This is a genomic window from Haliea alexandrii (assembly GCF_003719295.1).
Lineage (GTDB): Bacteria > Pseudomonadota > Gammaproteobacteria > Pseudomonadales > Halieaceae > Haliea > Haliea alexandrii.
This window is the reverse complement of record NZ_RFLW01000001.1, coordinates 238,506-258,475: the sequence shown is the minus strand read 5'-3', so window position 1 is coordinate 258,475 and position 19,970 is coordinate 238,506. Positions and strand designations below refer to the sequence as shown.

Sequence of the window (19,970 nt, the reverse complement as noted above, 5' to 3'; positions counted from 1 at the left end):
CCCGTGAGCGCTTCAGTGGCAGTGATCGACTACGGCATGGGCAACCTGCATTCGGTGGCCAGTGCGCTGGCGCATGTGGGCGCCGAGCGGGTGGTGGTGACCCACGACGTGGAGCAGATTCGCGCGGCGGACCGTGTGGTGTTTCCGGGCGTCGGCGCCATTCGTGATTGCATGGCAGAGATACGTCGCCTGCGCTGTGACGAACTGTTGCAGGTGGCGCTGACCGAACAGCACAAGCCCGTACTGGCCATTTGCGTGGGTATGCAGGCGCTGATGAGCCACTCGGAAGAAAACGGCGGCGTAGACTGCCTGAACGTGATTCCCGGTACGGTGCGTCATTTCGGTCACCCGTTGCACGACGCCGACGGGCAGCGCCTGAAGGTGCCGCACATGGGTTGGAGTGAGGTTCGCAAGGTAAGTGAGCACCCACTCTGGAACGGTATTCCGGATGCCACCCGCTTTTATTTCGTGCACAGCTATTACGTCACCGCCACCGACCGTTCGCTGCTTGCCGGCAGCGTCGACTACGGTGTGTGTGCCGACGCTGCACTGGCCCGCGACAACCTCTTCGCCACCCAGTTTCACCCGGAGAAGAGTCACACCGCCGGGCTGCAACTGCTGCGCAACTTCATCAACTGGACTCCCGCATGCTGATTATCCCCGCTATCGACCTCAAGGACGGCCAGTGCGTGCGCCTGCGCCAGGGCCTGATGGAGGACAGCACGGTGTTCTCCGATGACCCGGTTGCCGTTGCCCGGCGCTGGGTAGACGCCGGCTGCCGGCGCCTGCACCTGGTGGACCTGAACGGCGCCTTTGCCGGCGAGCCGGTGAATGGCGAGGTGGTGACCGCGATCGCGGCGGCCTACCCCGGCCTGCCGATCCAGATCGGCGGCGGTATTCGCAGCCTCGACACCATCGAACACTACGTGCGTGCCGGCGTGGACTACGTGATTATCGGCACCAAGGCGGTCAAGGAACCGGCGTTTGTGGCCGAGGCCTGCCGCGCCTTTCCCGGCAAGGTGATCGTCGGCCTGGACGCAAAAGAGGGCCTGGTGGCCACCGACGGTTGGGCGGAAGTGTCCACGGTGCTGGCGACAGACCTCGCCCGGCAGTTTGAGGCAGATGGTGTGTCTGCCATCGTGTATACCGATATCGCCCGCGACGGCATGATGCAGGGTGTGAACGTGGAAGCCACGCTGGGCATGGCCCGTGCGTCCAGCATTCCGGTCATCGCCTCTGGCGGCATCACTAATATGAATGACATTCGCGCCCTGCGGGCCGTGGCCCACGAGGGCATCTGCGGCGCCATTACCGGTCGCGCTATTTACGAGGGCACGCTGGACGTGGCTGAAGCTCAGCGCCTGTGTGACTCGGCGGGCTGACGCGTGGGCCTGGCCAAGCGCATCATCCCCTGCCTCGATGTCGACAACGGCCGTGTGGTCAAGGGCGTCAACTTCGTCGGGATCCGCGACGCGGGTGACCCGGTGGAAATCGCCCGCCGCTACAACGAGCAGGGTGCCGATGAAATCACCTTTCTCGACATCACCGCCAGCCACGAGGGCCGCGAGACCACGGTGCACACGGTTGAGCAGATTGCCGAACAGGTGTTCATCCCGCTCACGGTAGGCGGCGGCATTCGCTCAGTCGATGACATCCGCACCATGCTCAATGCCGGCGCCGACAAAGTCAGCATCAACACCGCCGCGATTCACAACCCGGAGCTGGTGCGTCAGGCCTCGCAGCGCTTCGGTGCCCAGTGCATTGTGGTGGCCATTGACGCCAAGCGCGTGGCCGATGTGGAGGGCAAGCCGCGCTGGGAGATATTCACCCACGGCGGGCGCAAACCCACCGGCATTGACGCGGTGGCCTGGGCGGTGAAGATGGCGGAGCTGGGGGCCGGGGAAATCCTGCTTACCAGCATGGACCGCGACGGCACCAAAAACGGCTTTGAGCTGGGCGTGACGCGGGCCATTACCGATGCCGTGGATATTCCGGTGATCGCCTCCGGCGGTGTGGGTAACCTGCAGCACTTGGTGGACGGCATTTTGCTCGGCGGCGCCGATGCCGTGCTGGCGGCGAGCATTTTCCACTTTGCGGAATACACCGTACCCGAGGCCAAGGCCTATATGGCAGAACGGGGCATCGAAGTCCGCCGCTAGCCGCCACGTGCGTGGCTACAGCGCAAGCAGCCAGAACGCACACAGTGCACTGAGCACAGTTGCCCCGCCGTAGAAAACCCCACCCAGCAGCCAGCCTGGCCCGGTGATATGCAGGTCGTGCAGGCCGTGATACAGACGATGTGCCGTGTGGTAGAGGGGCAAGGCAACCACAGCCAGCGCCGCGCAGGTGCCCAGTGGATGACGCAGCCCGGCGCTGAAGCTGACGTAGAGGGCCTGCGGATCCTGCGTTAGCCATGGCAGCAACAGCGTACTGACAATTAGCCCGGGGCCAATAAGCGCCAGCAGCATGCCACCGGCGCCAAACAGTGACCAGCTGATGGGTTCGTGGGAGCGGCGCATCGCTAGTGCCCTCCAGCCGGCCACAGCAACCACAGTGTGGCGCCTATCAGGCCCAGGTTGCAGCCCAGCGCAGCGAGTTGATGGGCGCGCAGCACATGCCGTGGGGCAATGCGCAGGCGGTCGCTGTCAATCACCAGAATCTTCGGCACCAGCGCCACCCAGGTGACCGCGTGCAGCAGCGCGGCGGCGAGTGCTATGCCCTGCAGGACGAGCATCGCCGGTGTTTGCAGCCAGGCGAGCCAGGCGCCGAAGGCAACCGGCCCGCGCGCGAGCTGGTAGATACCAGTGAGCAACAGCAGGGTGTACAGCAGCAGGGGCAGCGCGGTGGCCTCCCGCAGCATATAGCGGCGGTAGGCCGGGTTGTGCAGCCACCAGTCGCGTGGCTGACGGGGTTGCCAGGGTTTACGCATCGCCTTTACCTCGCACCAAGCGGACGGGTTGTACGCCGTGGTTGCTGTCCGACGCGTGTGCAGGCTGCCGTGGTGTTATGCTCACGCACGCTGTGGGCAATGGTGGGTGCCCTTGGTGTCGGCCAATACAGGGACAGTAGCAGAGCCTGTGCTCTCCCGCATCTTCTTCATCGCCACTCCTTTACCGCGACTCTCTGCGCCAAGGCATCGCTACTGGCATGGAGGGATTTACTGCTGACGCGTTGCTACGCGGGCTGTACGGTGGTGCCCCGCCGCGTCCATTGCCGGCGCTTGCGGCTGTACCACATCGCCACCCCAGTGAGCGGCATGGCGACCAGACACAGGCCACCCAGCGCCCAGATGATTTTCGATGGCAGGCCGGCAAAGTGGCCGAAATGCAGCTTGCGGAAGCTGTCGACCGCGCGCGCCAGCAGCGGCTGCTCGCGCAGGTCGTAGGCCACCTCGACGTGACCGCTTTGCGCATCGTAGCTCACGGCAGAGCCGTATTCGCTGGCCAGTATGCTCATGCCGGGCACGGCACCGAACACGGTGAAGGCCTGACCGGGCTCGAAGGGGAACAGCAGGTAGGTGGGCTCGAAGCCGCTGATCTGCTGGTGGCTGTCTGCCAGCAGCGCCTCGAAATCCAGGCTGTCGTTATAGAGGCGCTCCTGCATGATGTGGTGCCCGCCCTCCATGTGCTCCCCGGACTCCTCCAGGTAGGCAACGGCGTTGAAGTAGAGCCCGGTCAAACCCACCAGCAGCAGAACGGGCGAGCTCCAGATGCCGAGCAGGCGATGCAGCTGGCGCGTTACCACCATTGGCCGATGGTCCCGGCGAAAGCTGAAGAAGTGCCGCCAGAAACGCCGGTAAAGGATCAGCCCGGAAATCCCCAGGGCACTCAGACAAATGGCGGCCAGCAAACCCACGATCAAGCCCAGATGCGGAGCGGACTCGAAGCGCCCGTCCAGCAGCAGCGTGTAGTGCAGGTTAAGCAGCCAGTCGGTCAGGGCGTGGTGCAGCCCCGCTGGCTGATCGAGGAGCTCGCCGCTGTAGGGGTTCAGGTGCGCCTTGAACCAATGCTCGCTGCCGCGCCGAATGAGGTATACGCGGTCAGCGGTGCGCGCATCGTCGAACAGCTCCCAGCTGCCCAGCTCGTAGTCGGGCTGGGCGCGGTTGATACGCGCCATCAGCTCGTCCAGCGGCAGGCGCCGGGCATCCTCGGGAGGCTGCACCAGCACCTGGCCCGGCATGAGCAGGCTGTCGATTTCGAACTTGAATACCAGCAGGCTGCCGGTCAACACGATCAGCAACAGCGGCAGCAGCGCCAGCAATGCCAGCGCGCTGTGCAGTTTGAACACCCAGCGACGCACGGCGTCAGAAGCGCGCGTTGAGCACCGCTTCCACGCGGCGCTCGACACCCATCCAGCAGTTGCTGGCGTCATAACAGGCACCCACGTAGGTTTCGTCGGTGAGGTTGGTGGCGCTCAGGCCCAGCTCCCAGGTGTCGTCGATAGCCCAGGAAACCACCAGATCGTAGAGCGTGTAGGATGGCAGGGTATCGGTGTTTGCCGCGTCCAGCTGGCTTTCACCCACGTAGCGAACGCCGGCGTTGAACGCCAGCGAGGGCAACGGCTCCCAGCCCAGCCACAGTGCCGCCTGGCGGTCTGCGACCCACACCGGTGTGTTGCCCACCAGCGACGGGTTCAGGGGGTTATCGGTGACCGCAATATCCAGCCAGGTGGCGGTAGCGTCTAGCGTCCACTGCGGCCCGAGTCGGGTGTTCAGCGCCAGTTCTACCCCCTCTGACTTCACTTCGCCGTTCTGGGTGTACTGCATGAAGTCAGGAGTGTTTACCACCACATTCTGCTTGCGCAGGTCGAACCACGCAGCAGTCAGGGTGAGGTCGCGGTCTGTCGCCTGATACTTCACACCCGCTTCCAGCTGCTCCGCTGTGGTCGGCTCAAAGGCCTGGCCGGTGAGGGAATCCTGGCCGGAGGTGGGTTCGAAGGATTCTGAATAGTTCAGGTAGGGTGCCCAGCCACTGTTCAAATGGAGCATGGCGGCAAGGCGGCCGCTGACTTCGTCCTGGTCGATCTTGGTGGTGCTGCCGTAGGCGAACCCCAGATAGTTGTTCTCGGCGACATCACTGCTCTCGTAGTCGTCCCAGCGCAGGCCGGCCACCACCGTCAGCGCCTGCCAGCGAATTTCATCCTGCAGGTAGACGCCCACTTGCTCCTGTTCGATACGGTGGCCTTCGGTATAGCTGTCCAGCGGCAGGCTCGCGGGGTCGAACAGACTGTGGTTGGGTGCCGCCAGGTCAATGGCGGGCGTAGCGAAGCCCAGGGTGTCGCCGTAGCGGATGTCGGAATCCAGCTCGCGGTATTCAACGCCGAGCAGAACACGGTGGGAGGCGCCCGCAAGTTTCGTGCTCCAGGCCAGCTGGTTGTCTACCACGAAACCCTCTTGTGCTTCGTCTGTGAAGTAGGCGCTGCGGGTAAGCGTGCGGCCATCGACTTGCAGCCCGTAGTTGTAGGTATTTTTCTGCAGGGCCTCGGCATCCGTATAGCGGAAGTTCTGCAGGAAGGACCACTGCTCGTTGAAGGCGTGGTCAAGCTTGTAACCCAACAGGATGACTTCGCGCTCCATGCCCGACCAGGCACGATCCCCGGCGAATGCATCGACGCCCAAGCGCCCGTAGTCGGCGCGATACAGCGTGCCGAGGGCCGGCAGCGGTGTCGAGGGCACGAGAGCCGGGTCGTCCTGATAATAGAGGTTGACGTTGAGGCGTGTGCGCGAGGAGATGTCCCAGGTCAGGGAAGGTGCCAGCGTGCGGCGCTCCTCTTCCGTGGTGACCTGCTGTCCGTCGCTTTCCCGCCACAGGGCGACGAGGCGGTAGTTGACGCTGTCGCTGGCCGGGCCGGTGGTATCGAGGCCTATCTCGCGCAGGTCACTGCTGCCGCTGCGCAGGCGCAACAGGGTTTGCTGTTCTGCCAGGGGTTGCTTGGCAGTCTGGTTGACCATGCCGCCGGGCGGCGCGGACCCGTACAGTACCGAGGTGGGGCCCTTGAGTATCTCAATTGTCTCCGTGGCGAAGGCATCAACCTGCGGAACGAGGTTCCACAGGTTGTTGTATTGCAGGGGCAGGCCATCGTAGTAGTTGTAGTAGCTGTCGAAGCCGCGAATGGTGTACTGGTCGAAGATGGTGACCGTGCCGCGATTCTCCGGTGTCACCCCGGGCACGTAGCGCAGCGCCTCGTTGACGGTGTCCACCTGGCGGCGCGCAAGTAATTCCCCATCGTAGATTTCGTAACTCATCGGAGCATCCATGGGCAGCAGGTCCGACTTGGTCCCGGTCGTGCGGTAGCCCGCGCCGTAGACCACCAGCTCCTCCAGTGCCGGTGTGCTTTCCTCCGCCACGGCGGTTGCACCCTGCCACAAACCCAGTAACAACGCCCCTGTCAGCCACTGTTCGCCCGAAACCGCTTTCATTGAACCCCCTCATTGATGTCGACCGGTAAACGCCGCGGCCACTGCCACTGCAATAACGTAAATGATATGTATTATCATTACGATTTGCAATAACGTCAACGAACCGCGCTTCATCAGCGCAAGCGAGAGGAGGTTTTTGTCGCGGTTCAGGCGTCGCCCTTGCCCCGCAACAGGCGGAACACGTTCACGCCGTAGTTGATGTCCGATGCCACCTTGCCGCGGTTGATGGCCGAAGCCGGGTCGACATCCTTGGGGCAGACTTCCGAGCAGTAGCCGACGAAGGTACAGCTCCACACGCCTTCGGTGGCGTTCAGCCAGGGCATGCGCTCTTCCTTGCCTTCATCCCGGGAATCGAGGTTGTAGCGCTGCGCCAGGGTCAGCGCGGCAGGGCCCAGGAACTCGGGGTTGCGCCCGAACTGTGGGCAAGCGGCATAGCACAGCGCGCAATTGATGCACTGGCTGAAGGCGTGGTAGCGCGCCATCTGTGCCGGGGTTTGCGTGTGTGCCTCGCTGGCGGGAGCTGAATTGTGGCGTATCAACCACGGCTTCACCGCCTCGATATGCTCGACCACGCCGCTGATGTCCGCAATCAGGTCTCGCTCCACCGGCAGGTTGTCGAGCGCGCGCACTCTCACCACCCCCGCCTTACGGTAGTCGCGCAGGAACGTCTTGCAGGACAGTTTCGGCTCCCCGTTCACCATCACACCGCAGCTGCCGCAAATCGCCATGCGGCAAGACCAGCGGTGGCTCAACGACGGGTCCAGCTCGTCCTTGATGTAGTTGAGCGCGTCGAGTACGGACATGTCTTCCCCATAGGGCACCGTGTAGCTTTGCTCCCGGGGCTGCGTGTCCTGCTCCGGGAGGTAGCGCGTGACGACCAGTTCGAGAGTGCCGTTCACGTGCCTGCCTCCCCTGTCGCCTTGCCGCCATAATGCCGTTCACCCGGTGCCGAGCGTGTGATGACCACATCCTGCCAGTTGATAGCGGGTGCGCCGCCACGCTGTTGTTGGGCCAGGCTGTGGCGGAGGAAGTGCGCGTCATCACGTACCGGGAAATCCTCCGGACGCTGGTGGCTGCCGCGGGACTCCTGACGCGCGAGCGCGGAGTAGCTCATGGCTTCCGCCACGTCCAGCAGAAAGCCGAGCTCGATGGCCTGCAACCATTCGGTGTTGAAGGCGCGGCTGCGGTCGCGGAGGCCGAGTTGCTGGTAGCGCGCCTTGAGTTCGGCAATTTTCTCCGTGGTTGCGGTCATGCTTGCGGGGCTGCGGAATATACCGATGCCGGCTTCCATCGACGCGGCCATTTCATCGCGCAGCACCGGAAGACGTTCCGGGCCGTCTGCCGTACGCAGGGCTTCCCGCTCAACCGCTCGTGCTTCGGCCTGCTGGCGCAGCGCCTGTGGGTTCACCGCATGCCCTTGCGCCGCACGGTCGGCCGCCTGTTCCCCGGCCAGCCGCCCGAATACACTCAGCTCTGCCAGTGAGTTGGATCCCAATCGGTTGGCGCCATGCAGGCCGATGCTGGCGCACTCGCCCACCGCATACAACCCGGGCAGGCAGGTAGCGGTATGGCGGTCGGTTTGAATGCCCCCCATGGTGTAGTGGGCCGTGGGTCGCACCGGAATCGGTTCACGCACTGCGTCCACGTTGACGTAGGTGCGCGCGAGATCGCGAATGAAGGGTAGCCGTTCCTGAATATGCTGTTCGCCGAGGTGCCGAAGGTCCAGGTACACCGCCTCGCCCCGCTCGGTGGCCACGGTGCGGCCGGCAAGCTGTTCGTGCCAGAAGGCCTGGCTGAGGCGGTCGCGGGGCCCCAGCTCCATCTGCTTGTTCTGGGGCCGGCCCAGCGGGGTTTCCGGGCCCAGGCCATAATCCTGCAGGTAGCGGTAGCCATCGCGGTTGGTGAGTACGCCGCCCTCGCCACGCGCCGCCTCGGTGATCAGAATGCCGGAGCCCGGCAGGCCGGTGGGATGGTACTGCATGAACTCCATGTCGCGCAGGGGTACGCCCTGGCGGTAGGCCAGCGCCATGCCATCGCCGGTCACAATGCCGCCGTTGGTGTTGTAGCGGTAGACGCGTGCCGCGCCGCCGGTGGCGAGAATGACGGCCGAGGCGGCTATCAATGTCTGCTCGCCGCTGCGCATGTCGATAGCCAGCAGGCCACCGCAGTGACCGTCTTCCACCAGCAGGTCGGTGCAGAAATACTCGTCACAGCGTCGAATGGCCGGGTACTGGAGCGAGGTCTGGAACAGCGTGTGCAGAATATGGAAGCCGGTCTTGTCCGCGGCGAACCAGGTACGTTCTATCTGCATGCCGCCGAAGGCGCGCACGTTGATACTGCCGTCCGGCTTGCGGCTCCAGGGGCAGCCCCAGTGCTCCAGGCGCAGGTTCTCCTCCGTGGCGTGGCGCACGAAATAATCTACCACGTCCTGGTCACAGAGCCAGTCACCCCCCGCGACGGTGTCGTCAAAATGCGCGTCCACGCTGTCGTGTGGCTGAATGACGCCAGCGCAGCCGCCCTCCGCCGCCACGGTGTGGCTGCGCATGGGGTACACCTTGGAAAGTAACAGAATATCCAGGCCTGGGTTGGCCTCGGCTGCGGCAATCGCCGCGCGCAGGCCCGCACCCCCGCCACCCACGATTACGATGTCTGCCGTCTGCTGGTTCATGGCAAAGGCCCTCTTGCAGGCGTCATTGCGTGGTGTTGCATTTTGTTGCATTCTCACCGCTCATCCTGCGGGATGCAATGCGATGAAAATCAGCAGCCAGAGCGTCGGCGCAAGCCCTGGCATCCGTTTTTTTTCAGTCACCGTTTCCCGGAGCATCCAGCGAGGAGGCAAGCGTGGATGATATTCTCAATATCGATGACCGGTTGGCATGCGGCCAATGTGCGGGCGATGACGACCTCGGCTTTGACTTCACCATGGCCTTCCAGCCTATCGTTGACCTGCAGAAAAAAACTATCTTCGGTTACGAGGCGCTGGTTCGTGGTTTGAATGAAGAGTCCGCCTATTCGGTTATCAAAAATGTCACCGAGGACAATCGCTATCTGTTCGACCAGTTGTGTCGCATCAAGGCGATTTCCCTGGCCGCAGAACTGGAGGTTGATGCCATGCTCAGCATCAACTTTCTTCCCAACGCCGTTTATAAGCCAGAGCGCTGCATTCGGACTACCCTGGAAGCTGCGCGCAAGTACGGTTTCCCCACCCGCCAAATCATGTTCGAATTCACGGAAGTTGAGCGTGTTAAGGATGGTGGTTTCATCAAGCGCATTGTCGACTATTACCAGAAACTCGGTTTTGTCACTGCGATTGACGACTTCGGCGCGGGCTACGCGGGCCTGAGTCTGTTGGCCGATTTCCAGACTGACCTGGTGAAGATCGATATGGGGCTCATTCGCAATATCAGTCATGACCACGCGCGGCAGTGCATTACCAGAAACTGTATTAATCTGTGCCGCGACCTGAATATCACGCCGCTTGCCGAGGGCGTGGAGTCGCGCGAGGAAATGCTGTGGTTGCGCGACGCGGGGGTGTCACTGATGCAGGGCTACTTCTTCGCCCGCCCCGGGTTTGAACGCTTGCCTGAGGTGGATTTCAGCGACCTTTAAATGCTCACAGCTGGGGGCTCGCTATGCAGCGCCCGCCTGCAGCGGCCAGCCGAGTAACAGTACGCCCAGGGTGACGGCGCCTATAAACAGGTTCATGGGCACACCCACGCGCAGGAAGTCGGTGAAGCGGTAACCGCCCGGGCCATACACCATGAGGTTGGTCTGGTAGCCCAGCGGTGTGGCGAAACTGGCCGAGGCCGCCATCATGATCGCCAGCACAAAAGGCGTTGGGTCTAGCCCTGCGCTCGCGGTGATGCTGAGGGCAATGGGCAGCATGAGAATGGCGGCGGCGTTATTGGTGATGACTTCAGTGAGCAGTGACACGGTGAAGTAGGTGAGCATCAACAGCAGCCATGGCCTGTCGCCTCCCAGAGTGATCAACCCCTGCGCCAGAACCAGCGCCGCGCCAGATTGCTCCAGTGCGGCTCCCAGGGCAAAGGATGCGCCAATGGTGAGCAACACCCCCATGTCCAGGCTGCGCTCTGCCTGCTCCAGTGAGCAGCACCCGGTGAAGAGCATGAGTAACGCGCCGATCAGTGCCGCATTGAGCATGCTGGTTAAACCGGTGCCGGCAGCCACCACCACAGCCAGCAGGATAAACCAGGCGAGATAGAGGCGGTGGTGACGCGGTGGTTCAGTGGCGAGGTCGTTCACCAGGAGGAAATCGCGGCTGTGGCGCTGCCGGGTAACGAAGTCCGGGCCCGCCTCCAGCAGCAGTGTATCGCCCCCCGCCAATTCCGTGCTGCCGAGGTTGCCGCGCAGGCGTTCGCCATTGCGCGCCACCGCCAAGACCGCAGCGCCGTAGCGGTCTCGAAACTGCGCATCGCGAATGGCCTGGCCCACGGCCGCGCAGTGTGGCGATACCACCACTTCCACCAAGTGCCTGCCAGTGCGGTTCTGCGATGGCCCGTACTCGTCGGCCTGGGTTGAAGGCTCAATGCCGTTGATGCGCAGCAAATCCGCAATGGCCTCTGTGTCGCCAGCGAAGACCAGCCGGTCGCCGCCGCAAAGCAGCTCTTCCGGGCCCACGGGTGAAATAACCTGCCCCTCACGTTCCACCTCAACCAGGTAGACCCGCACCAGATGTCGCAACCGCGCCTGTTCAACGGTTTTGCCCGCCAGCGGCCCGCCCGCGGCGATGGCCACCTCCAGCGTGAACTCGCGCAGGTTGGCAAAGGGCGCGTCGTCCCGCTGCTCCGGCAGCCAACGGGCAAAGAACAGCCACATGAACGCCGCACCCGCCAGGGCGACGGGCAGGCCGACTGCCGTGATCGCAAACAAGGAGAAACCGTCGCTACCCGTCAGGCTGCGATACTGCCCATTCACGACGAGGTTGGTGCTGGTGCCTACCAGCGTAAGAGTGCCGCCGAGGATGGCCGCGTAGCTCAGGGGAATCATCAGTTTGGACGGTGCCACACCGATACGCCGCGACCAGCTGTTCACCGCGGGGATCATGGTGGCGACAATGGGCGTGTTGTTGAGAAAGGCACTGAGCAGGGCGACGGGTGCAAACAGCCTGAGCATGGCGCCGCGGGTGCTGGCGGGCCGGCCCAGTAGCCGCTGCACAATCAGCTCCGCTCCGCCGGAGGCTTGAATGCCGCCGGCCACCACGAACATGGCCGCGACCGTGGCGAGCCCTTCATTGGCGAACCCCGCCAGCGCCTGACCGGCGCTCAGCACGCCGGTAGTAACCAGTATAGTGAGTGCGGCCAGCATGACCACGTGGGGGCGCAGCCGGGTGGCAATGAGCAGGGCGAGCACCGCCCCCACCAAACCCAGTGAAAGCCAGCCCTGCCACATCATGATGTTGTCTCCGCGAAAGTTGGCAGATAGTAGTCGGGAAACCAGTGGCCGACAAAGGAATGGTTCGCGCTTGTTCTAGCTGTTTTTGTTATAAAGGGCCGCTGGACGGGTCTGAGCGCCGGTTCCTGGCCTGCACCCGAACGTGTTTTTTTTCAGCACTCGCTGCTTTGGGGGGTTATGTGATTACCAAGTTGCCCAGGTGGGTTGAGTATGGCGCGTTTGTCCTGGCCCTGGTGGCAGGCCTGGTGAATGCCATTGGCTTGTTGGGCTTCCAGCACCAATCCATTTCCCACCTGTCCGGCACAGCGACACTTCTAGGCACTGGGCTGGTGAACGCCGACGTGTTCGCCGCACTGCACTTACTGATGATTCTGGTGAGCTTTCTTGCGGGTGCGGTGATATCTGGCTATTTTCTGCGCAGTGGCGCCCTGAAATTGGGGCATAACTACAGTGGCCTGCTTTGCCTGGAAGCGGCCTTGCTGTTCGGCTCTATCTTTTTCCTGACCCAGGGGGCCTCGCCCGGCCACTATCTGGCCTCTATCGCCTGCGGCCTGCAGAATGCTCTGGCGACCACTTACAGTGGCGCGGTGGTTCGAACCACTCACGTCACCGGTCTTTTCACCGACCTGGGGATTATGCTTGGCGCCAGATTGCGGGGGGAAGAATTCGATAGGCGCAAGGCCACACTGTTCCTGTTGATTATTGTCGGCTTTATTGTGGGCGGCACTCTGGGAGCCGTCTTGTTTGCGGCCTTGAGTTTTTACGCGCTCGCCATTCCGGCCAGCATCTGCTTGTTACTCGCCCTGTCGTACTCCACCTACAGAGCAAAAGTGCGCGCTTAGCGCATTGTAGGTATCCCGCAGCTCCAGGTGGCCCCGCCGCCGCAGCGCGTGTTGTGCCTGGGCCACAGGCGTGTGGTAGAACCCGCGAGATCGAGTATGGAAGAGTTTCGTATTCGAAGAGCCCGGGTCGATTTTCGAACTTATTTGAATATCGTATTGATGCTTTGCTTTTGTATGGGGCTGCTTTTTGCTGCCATAAATCTCGGAATCATTTTTTCATTTGGCGATGGGCGACCCGGATGTTGGGGTAGGCGCCGCGTTTGAGGAGCGAAAAACTATTAAATCTCTATGGATAACAGTTTATGCAGTAGCTTGAATATGGTCATACCAGCGATGGTCGCATTCCATTATCAGTTTGGATCTACTCTTGGGAAGATGGCTGTCGGGATAAGGGGTACCCCTCCTGATGAAGGTAAGATTTGGCTTAAGTAAGCTTTTCTGGGATCATCTGTTGATCTAGGTTTTGCGTTATTTACCCTGTCAGCACATGAGCCAAGTGCGGGGTGCATGGAGCGTTTTGAATACATACTGCCCTTGCTCCCCGCTTGGTATGTCTTGGTAGACACAGTTAACCAGCTTTGGGTCTGGCGTGAGTTTATAGTTTTGCTTTTCAACAAAAGAAAACGTGCAATCCATGACGTTATTGCTGGTGCTGTAGTAATGAAACAAGAATACACAGAACCAGTAGCTGCACCGCGCTCAGTCGCTGATGCTCCTTCTCCAGTGAGCTAGGCGTTACAACTCTTGAGATGCGTCAATTGAAGCCCTTCACTGTAATTTTATTCTTGGTTGGTTCAGTGCTGGCCTCAATTGCTTAGAGGATTAATCAACAATGAAAATTGAAAAAAAAACCTATCGAAATGGTCCGTTTAAAGATTTTATTGCACAAGGCACTCAAGTTGGAAACGTGCTTTACATGGCGGGACAGGTTGGGATAAGCGAGAGCGGAATCGTGCCAGCTGATATTGCCGAACAAACCGCTATTGCCTACTCAAACATGAAACAGGTTTTGTCCCAGTTTGGGGCAGATATGGGAAATATTGTCGATGAAACGTTTTTCGTTACAGACATGAGTGAGTTGATGGAGAACGTGGACGCAGTATATGAGGAAAGAGAATCTGCATATGGAAGTATGCCCGAAGTTAGCCAAACAGTCGTTCAGGTAGTCGCACTGGTTCAACCGGAACTAAAAATTGAAATTAAATGCATCGCTCATCTGTAAAGGGGCGTCTAGCGGGGCATTCTACAAGTCCCGGTCACTGGGACAGTAACGCAGCGGCGCTCAATGATTATGCCGGTACGTCACGGCCCGTTGACTGAGCGTTCGGTCGCCGAGTTGCCCACAATCAGTAGACAGTGGCCTTTCCATGATCGTCGATGTGTCAACATTCCTTCCAGTCGAGCCTGGCACCGATTTTTGCCACTCGCTCAGAAGCGCGCGCCTGAGCTCACCGTTATTCAGTCCACCAACTGGCGGCGCATCAACGGACTGGCCAGTAGGTCCCACAGCAGGCGCAGGTTTGCTCTTGGGCTGACCGCCTGGCCCCCAGCGAAATCATGCAGGCCACGCAAAGCCCTGTCATCGTAATGATGTCCGGCGAAAAACACCCCGGCGATGCGTCGTGTATGAGCGATGTCCGTGAGTGGGTTGGCTTCCAGCAGTACCAGATCAGCTACCTGCCCCGGTGCAATGCTACCGTGCAGCGCACGGACACCCGCAAACTCTGCCGCGTGGAGCGTAGCACTGCGCAGTGCCTCAAGCGGGCTCAGCCCGGCCTCCACCATCATTTGCAGCTCGTCGTGCAGACTGAACCCCGGAAAAACCAGCGTGTCGGTGGTATCGGTGCCCGCCAGCAGGCGAACTCCCGCCGCGTGGGCCAGAGCAACATCCTGCGAGGCACGATCAAACAAGACTGCATGTGCATTGCGCCCGTCGCTTCGCACAGGCTCCCGCGCAGCGCGGCGGGCATCCGGCTCCCACATCAGCTTACGCCGTAACCACGGCACTGTCGTCAGTCGCGGATCGCTCGTCGCAACAGGTTCGGTGGCCGTTACCGGCATCCTCAATGTGGTCAGGGTCGGCACCCACCAGGCACCTGCAGCGGCCATGGATTGCATCTGTAACGCGCAGGCTTCGCTATTTCGCTCATCCACAAGGCGCTGCCGCAATGTTGCGTCGTAGATGGCCAGCGGTTCCGGGGCGCTACGAAATGCCTTTGCACCGTCAAAGCACTCAAAAAGAAACAAACGTCCATGCTCGAAGGAACGTTGACCCGCTGCGAGTGCATCTGCCAACGACACGCGCAAAGGGCGATGCCCGGCAATCGCAAGACCATGATTGCTGGCACTTTGTGCAACCCACGAGAACTGTGCCGGCGTCAGCTCGGAATAGGTCTTGATGAAATCCACGCCCTGATCCCGGTAGAAACCGGCCAGTTCTTCAGCATCGGCGGGCCCCTGCAGTCGAAAGAAGGCAGGAAAGCCACCGGGCACTTCGTTGCCGCCGTTCGTCTGGTAGCTGCTCTGCAGTGCATACCGAGGCGCCACCCGTTCGCCGCGCACGGCCTCCTTTGTCCAACGGCGACGATCACTGGGGCACGCCCAGTAGGCGTCGTTGCCGGACAGGCAACCCGACATGTCACGCACGCCCGTGACGCCCTGTGCGATGTACAACGCATGGTGGAACTGCGGAGAACGCTTGATGGAATGCGTATGCATATCCCACAGCCCGGGAATCAGGTATTGCCCCTTTGCATCCACACGACGAACGTCCGCAGGTAGCTGTATTTGGGAGCGAGGCGCGACATGTTCGACAACCCCGTCGCGGATCACTACGGTTTGATCCGCTACCGCCTCGCCCCGTTCCACATCAATGATGGTCACACCGGTTAGAGCAACCGGGCCCGAAAGGGTAGTCGAGGGTGGTTCAGCCAAAGGCAGGGTCAACGCGAGGACCAGCGCCGCGATGGTAGACAGCAGCCCGAGGACAAGTATTTTCAGTAGTTTCTTCAAATTTCTAACTCCAGGAGCCGGCACAGGAGCCTGACGTGTTCAGCGCCTGAGACAAAAAGTGCTCTTTACGATAGAGGCAAGCCACCTTTGAGCCTGGCCGTGGGGCTCGCTCTGAGCGGCAGTTCCGGGTGTGATCTTCGTCTCCAATGCGGTTGTTGAAATTATCATTGCTTCACATACCCGTTGACAAGCAGGTCTCTTCGCATATACTTGAAAGATCAAGTATATGAGCGGTATATGACAATGGAGTTAGCGTCAAAATATGGGGCAATCTCAATTGCCCTGTGGGCTAAAACGGCCCTTATATCCAAGCATTTGGACAATAGCCTGGGCGCGGTTCATGGCATAGGGTTAACCGAATACATGGTATTGCGGAGCCTGATGAGGGCTCCCGATCATGTTCTGCGGCGCATAGATATTGCTGACGCGCTGGAGCGAACAGCCTCCGGTATTACCAGAATGCTGATGCCGATGGAGAAAATAGGCCTTGTGCAAAAAGAGTTCAACGAGCGGGATGCGCGAGTAAGCCTGGTGCGCATAACGCCGGCGGGAGAGGAGTTGTTTGAAAACGCCTCTGTTACCCTGAATGCCAAGTCGGAAACACTCCTCAAGAACGTTGATGGCAAAAAACTGGATGTATTTCTGGATTTATTGGGCGCAATTTGAGGGCTAGAGCCTTGATAAGGCGCCTGCTCACTCTGTCAGGAGATTGCCTTCAGTGGAGGCGCTCGGCGAGTCTTCGTGGTGGCCGTCAGGCGTTATGTGGCAGGAACCAAAAGGATGCAAACAATGAAAGTATCGCCAATACAGCGCTTCATCCGGTGGTTCGGTGGCTCCGAATCCGGCCGCCTGTTCGACGTGTTCTGCGTCCGTTGGTTTTCGTTCTCGCCGATCATCTGGGTCTTTACCAAAGATGATAAGTCGGGCTACAACAACCCTTGCATTCTCACCACAGTTGGCCGCAAATCCGGCCTGACGCGCTCTACGGTACTGCCGGTATTCCCCACCGGCGATGGTAAGCTGCTGGTTGTCGGTTCGCGAGGTGGCACCAGCAGGGACCCGCATTGGGCCCACAACCTTCGCGCCAGGCCCGAGGCGGGGATACGCTACAAACGCAAGAACTACGACATTAAAACACGGCTGCTCGAAGGCACCGAACGCGATGAAAAATTCGCCTTGTGCTGCCAGTATGCACCTGTCTACACACGGTATCAGCAGTGGGCCAACCAGTACCCGCGAATTCTGCCGGTGTTCGAGATTGAGGATGTGGCGGGTAGCGAATTTTGAATATAGTCAGCAGAGCGTAGCGCATGCAGCATAAACCCGAAGAACAACTCGAGGCCCTGAAACGGCAGCTGGTTAGAGTGCAGCTTATTGAGGCGCCGGGCACCATCATGTTCGGGTTGGGCCTCTATGGAAAATTCGCCACCAATGGCAATGCCTTCCACCCGCTGCTCAACGACCCCGGTGTAGTCAGCATGCTGTTGGGAGCCGGCGGCACCGTCATGGCCTGGGGCACCTACAAACTCGTTACCATCCTGCGTGAAATGCAGCGCGTGAAGAAGCGTCACGCGCTATAGCAGCGGCGCCATGAAGTCCTCCACTACCCGGCTCGATCGCTTCATCAGCCAGCACAGCGCCTTCTCGATGGCTGATGTACGACTGTTGATCGCTCAGGGACGCATTCTTCTGGATAACCTAACGGCGCGTTCCATCAATGAGCCGGTGTCAAAATTTACCCGGGTAGAGCTTGATGGTGTTTGTCTGCGCAATGCGCAGTCAGTGTATCTCGCTCTGCATAAGCCGGCGGGCGTAGTCAGTGCGACGAAGGACAGCAAACATCCTACGGTACTGGATCTTCTGCAACATCCGCAAAAGGGAGAACTACATATTGCGGGTCGGCTGGACTTCAATACCACCGGCCTGGTGCTGCTGACCAACGACGGCAAGTGGTCGCGCACATTAAGTTCGCCGGACGCCCGTGTTGCCAAGGTCTATGAGGTGCGTGTTGCCAGGCCGCTGACAGGAGAATATGTCACGGCGTTTAACGCCGGCATATACTTTGCGCATGAGAGCATCACCACGCTGCCCGCACAGCTGGAAATACTCTCCGAGTACCGGTGCAGGCTGTCGCTGGTTGAAGGCAAGTACCACCAGGTGAAGCGGATGTTCGGTTATTTTGACAACAAGGTGCTGTCGTTGCATCGGGTATCAGTGGGGCCTGTTTTCCTCGGCGAACTGCAGCCGGGAGCCTCAAGGCACCTCACTGCGCTTGAGCTTGCGCAGACAGCATATAAGTGATTTCCCATAAAAATTGGGTGCTGCGATATGCAAGAGCATGAAATGACGACGGAATGTAAGGCGGCGGGTAGTGGCAATGCAACGCGATGTCCGCTTTGCGGTGAATCAAATGCCTGCGGAGTCGGTAGCACCCAGTCTTGCTGGTGTGCGAGCGCGAGCATTCCAGCAGGCCTGATTGCCCTGGTGCCGGCTGCGGCAAGGCAAAAAGCCTGCATTTGTCAGGCATGCGTGCGGCTTTACAACCAGAACCCCGCAGTATTCAAGGCTCGCTGCAGGCAGTAGGGCCACGCACTCGCTGGACTGCGAGAGTGTGTTCTCACGCATGCGCACAGTCCAGCTAGGCGGAAAATACGCTGAAGAGAACCACGCCCACAAAGGCTGTCAGCAGCAGCAGGGTATAGAGTGCAGCGGTGATCGAGAATTTCAGCAGAGTCTTGCCCCAGCGCTGTCGGTAGAAGCGCTTCTGGCTAAGCAGTAGGTAGGCTGGAATCCAGCAAAGAATGAGCGTGCCCAGCCAGGACAGGCCAGTGCCCAGCCAGAGTATCCCCAGCAGTTCCCCCAGCGTCGCTGTCGTCAGGTAAAACACCAGCATCTGCAATACGAAGCTGTGGCTGTGCAACGCCAGGATCAGGTGTTCGGTGTAGTAATGCCCCGACCGCAGGTAAAGCAGCTTTAGCAGCAAAGCAAAGGAGGGCAACAGAATAAACATGACCTGCGGTGCCAGGCGGAAAAACCGGTTGATGGCCAGTTGCGGGTTTTCCAGCAGGCTTTGCAGTTGGGCATTCGCCGCCAGTTCCGGCGCAACCTGTGCGCGCTCTATTGTCACAATGTCTGGCGGTGTGAGCTGAGTAAACGTCAGGAAAGCGAGAATTGAGGTAAACAGGTACAGTCGGAGTGGTGGTACATAGGGCACCCGATGGCCGGAAACGTAGCGTCGGCTCAGGTAACCGGGTCGAAACCAAAGGGGAAACAGCGTGCGCCAGACTCGCGTGTCCCAGTTACTGAACTCACCGAAAAACTCTGTGATGACACCGCTGAGATTGCGAATATAACTCTTTTTTTCCTGGCCACACTGATGGCAGAAGTCGCCATGAAGGGAGGCCTGGCAGTTGTCGCAATAGCGTGGCTCTGGAATCGTCATAGGCATAGTTTAGTGCACGGCCAGTGCCAACACCTCTGACACTGTCGCCAAGTGTATGCCCTGCGCCTCAAGCCCGGGCAGCACCGTTTGCAAGAAGGCGATGGTCTCCGGGTAGGGGTGCCCAATCGCCACTGCAATGCCGCGCCGTCGGGCCTGCTCTACCGCATCCACGAAGCGCTCGGCGATGGCCGCGGGCTGGGCGACGTTGTCGAGGAACACCTGCCGTGAAAGGTGCGGCAGGCCGGCTTCGGCTGCGGCGGCGGCGGCCACGGTAGCGCTGTGGGTGCGTGAATCCACGAAATAGAGCTGGCGTTCGGTGAGCTCTGTCATCAACCAGCGCATAGGTTCCGCCTGTTGGGTCAGGCCGCTGCCCATGTGGTTGTTCACCCCCTGCACATGGGGCACGCTCGCCAGCGCAGCGCCCAGCGTGTTGCGGAACTCCAATTCAGACAAATCCGCTGTGAGGGCACCCGGGCCCAGCGGGCGCTGATCCAGCGTACTCATGGGGGCATGTAGCATGACGTCTTTACCCGCCCGGTAGGCTTCCTCTGCCAGCCGCGCCCCGTGGGGTGTGTGCGGCAGCACGGCGACGCTGATGCGCCCGGGCAGGGCCACAGTCTGGCGCCCTTCCTTGAGGCGATTGCCCAGGTCGTCGATGATGATAACCAGTGTGGCCGGGTTGCCCGCCGGCAACACAAAGGCAGGTGGTGGCCCGGCGAGCGGGGCGGTGTAGGGCGCGCCCACGAGGCCGCTGGTTTCGGGTACGGCCTGCGGCGTGTCCAGCGGGCGCATACCCCAGGCTGCCAGGGGTAACAGCAGCGCCAGCAGCAGGCCTTGCCGCACG

22 protein-coding genes are annotated in these 19,970 nt (G+C 60.7%); 12 read left to right on the top strand and 10 right to left on the bottom strand.

Annotated elements, in window-relative coordinates; genetic code table 11:
* Positions 1–3: 3 nt before the first annotated feature.
* From hisH to hisF, 3 genes are read left to right on the top strand one after another with little or no spacing between them, the layout of a single operon-like run.
* On the top strand, positions 4–654 hold the full coding sequence (hisH, locus tag EGJ68_RS01205) for an imidazole glycerol phosphate synthase subunit HisH (RefSeq protein WP_123032744.1): 651 nt from the start codon (positions 4–6) through the stop codon (positions 652–654).
* Positions 648–1,382 (top strand): 1-(5-phosphoribosyl)-5-[(5-phosphoribosylamino)methylideneamino]imidazole-4-carboxamide isomerase, encoded by a 735-nt coding sequence (gene hisA / locus EGJ68_RS01200; protein ID WP_123032743.1) that lies wholly within the window; start codon positions 648–650, stop codon positions 1,380–1,382. The genes hisH and hisA overlap by 7 nt, the downstream gene beginning before the upstream one ends.
* Positions 1,383–1,385: 3 nt before the next feature.
* Entirely contained in the window at positions 1,386–2,159 is a 774-nt protein-coding gene (gene hisF / locus EGJ68_RS01195) for an imidazole glycerol phosphate synthase subunit HisF (protein ID WP_123032742.1), read from the top strand.
* Between the two features lie 15 nt (positions 2,160–2,174).
* On the opposite strand, the gene frdD is transcribed toward hisF, so the two are convergent.
* The 6 genes from frdD to frdA all read right to left on the bottom strand — a co-directional run bounded on the left by frdD (position 2,175) and on the right by frdA (position 9,137).
* Entirely contained in the window at positions 2,175–2,519 is a 345-nt protein-coding gene (gene frdD / locus EGJ68_RS01190) for a fumarate reductase subunit FrdD (protein WP_123032741.1), read from the bottom strand.
* Between the two features lie 2 nt (positions 2,520–2,521).
* The gene (locus EGJ68_RS01185; RefSeq protein ID WP_123032740.1) at positions 2,522–2,929 is read right to left on the bottom strand and encodes a fumarate reductase subunit C; all 408 of its coding nucleotides are present in this window, start codon (positions 2,927–2,929) and stop codon (positions 2,522–2,524) included.
* Between the two features lie 245 nt (positions 2,930–3,174).
* Positions 3,175–4,287, bottom strand: coding sequence for a PepSY-associated TM helix domain-containing protein (locus EGJ68_RS01180; RefSeq protein ID WP_199227890.1), 1,113 nt, complete (start codon positions 4,285–4,287; stop codon positions 3,175–3,177).
* 16 nt (positions 4,288–4,303) lie between these two features.
* A complete protein-coding gene (locus EGJ68_RS01175; protein ID WP_123032738.1) occupies positions 4,304–6,418 on the bottom strand; it encodes a TonB-dependent siderophore receptor in 2,115 nt (704 codons plus the stop codon).
* A gap of 146 nt (positions 6,419–6,564) precedes the next feature.
* On the bottom strand, positions 6,565–7,317 hold the full coding sequence (locus EGJ68_RS01170) for a succinate dehydrogenase/fumarate reductase iron-sulfur subunit (protein ID WP_123032737.1): 753 nt from the start codon (positions 7,315–7,317) through the stop codon (positions 6,565–6,567).
* On the bottom strand, positions 7,314–9,137 hold the full coding sequence (gene frdA, locus EGJ68_RS01165; RefSeq protein WP_233248634.1) for a fumarate reductase (quinol) flavoprotein subunit: 1,824 nt from the start codon (positions 9,135–9,137) through the stop codon (positions 7,314–7,316). The genes EGJ68_RS01170 and frdA overlap by 4 nt, the downstream gene beginning before the upstream one ends.
* Before the next feature lie 122 nt (positions 9,138–9,259).
* On the opposite strand from frdA, the gene EGJ68_RS01160 reads away from it, so the two are divergent.
* Entirely contained in the window at positions 9,260–10,027 is a 768-nt protein-coding gene (locus EGJ68_RS01160) for an EAL domain-containing protein (RefSeq protein ID WP_233248633.1), read from the top strand.
* A 21-nt stretch (positions 10,028–10,048) separates the two neighbouring features.
* Here EGJ68_RS01160 and EGJ68_RS01155 read toward each other — a convergent pair whose 3' ends face one another.
* A complete protein-coding gene (locus EGJ68_RS01155) occupies positions 10,049–11,830 on the bottom strand; it encodes an SLC13 family permease (protein WP_123032736.1) in 1,782 nt (593 codons plus the stop codon).
* 179 nt (positions 11,831–12,009) lie between these two features.
* On the opposite strand from EGJ68_RS01155, the gene EGJ68_RS01150 reads away from it, so the two are divergent.
* From EGJ68_RS01150 to EGJ68_RS01145, 3 genes are all read left to right on the top strand, one after another.
* Positions 12,010–12,672: a YoaK family protein gene (locus tag EGJ68_RS01150; RefSeq protein WP_123032735.1), complete on the top strand. Its 663-nt coding sequence runs from the start codon at positions 12,010–12,012 to the stop codon at positions 12,670–12,672.
* 507 nt (positions 12,673–13,179) lie between these two features.
* Positions 13,180–13,404, top strand: a complete 225-nt coding sequence (locus EGJ68_RS18055; protein WP_158283444.1) for a hypothetical protein — start codon at positions 13,180–13,182, stop codon at positions 13,402–13,404.
* A 100-nt stretch (positions 13,405–13,504) separates the two neighbouring features.
* Entirely contained in the window at positions 13,505–13,894 is a 390-nt protein-coding gene (locus EGJ68_RS01145) for a RidA family protein (RefSeq protein ID WP_123032734.1), read from the top strand.
* A gap of 236 nt (positions 13,895–14,130) precedes the next feature.
* Here EGJ68_RS01145 and EGJ68_RS01140 read toward each other — a convergent pair whose 3' ends face one another.
* Entirely contained in the window at positions 14,131–15,684 is a 1,554-nt protein-coding gene (locus EGJ68_RS01140; RefSeq protein WP_123032733.1) for an amidohydrolase family protein, read from the bottom strand.
* Positions 15,685–15,894: 210 nt separating this feature from the next.
* Here EGJ68_RS01140 and EGJ68_RS01135 point away from each other — a divergent pair, with 210 nt between their 5' ends.
* From EGJ68_RS01135 to EGJ68_RS18450, 5 genes are all read left to right on the top strand, one after another.
* Positions 15,895–16,350 (top strand): MarR family winged helix-turn-helix transcriptional regulator, encoded by a 456-nt coding sequence (locus EGJ68_RS01135; protein WP_233248632.1) that lies wholly within the window; start codon positions 15,895–15,897, stop codon positions 16,348–16,350.
* Between the two features lie 114 nt (positions 16,351–16,464).
* The gene (locus EGJ68_RS01130; RefSeq protein WP_199227889.1) at positions 16,465–16,971 is read left to right on the top strand and encodes a nitroreductase family deazaflavin-dependent oxidoreductase; all 507 of its coding nucleotides are present in this window, start codon (positions 16,465–16,467) and stop codon (positions 16,969–16,971) included.
* A gap of 23 nt (positions 16,972–16,994) precedes the next feature.
* Positions 16,995–17,264, top strand: a complete 270-nt coding sequence (locus EGJ68_RS01125; RefSeq protein WP_123032731.1) for a hypothetical protein — start codon at positions 16,995–16,997, stop codon at positions 17,262–17,264.
* Positions 17,265–17,274: 10 nt separating this feature from the next.
* Entirely contained in the window at positions 17,275–17,985 is a 711-nt protein-coding gene (locus EGJ68_RS01120; protein WP_123032730.1) for a pseudouridine synthase, read from the top strand.
* Positions 17,986–18,012: 27 nt separating this feature from the next.
* A complete protein-coding gene (locus EGJ68_RS18450) occupies positions 18,013–18,267 on the top strand; it encodes a cysteine-rich CWC family protein (protein ID WP_199227888.1) in 255 nt (84 codons plus the stop codon).
* Between the two features lie 55 nt (positions 18,268–18,322).
* Here the strand turns inward: EGJ68_RS18450 and EGJ68_RS01110 are convergent, their stop codons facing one another.
* Together EGJ68_RS01110 and EGJ68_RS01105 are read right to left on the bottom strand one after the other, a co-directional pair.
* Positions 18,323–19,132: a DUF3667 domain-containing protein gene (locus EGJ68_RS01110; protein WP_199227887.1), complete on the bottom strand. Its 810-nt coding sequence runs from the start codon at positions 19,130–19,132 to the stop codon at positions 18,323–18,325.
* Between the two features lie 3 nt (positions 19,133–19,135).
* Positions 19,136–19,969, bottom strand: coding sequence for a divergent polysaccharide deacetylase family protein (locus EGJ68_RS01105; protein WP_123032729.1), 834 nt, complete (start codon positions 19,967–19,969; stop codon positions 19,136–19,138).
* Between the last annotated feature and the right edge of the window lies 1 nt (position 19,970).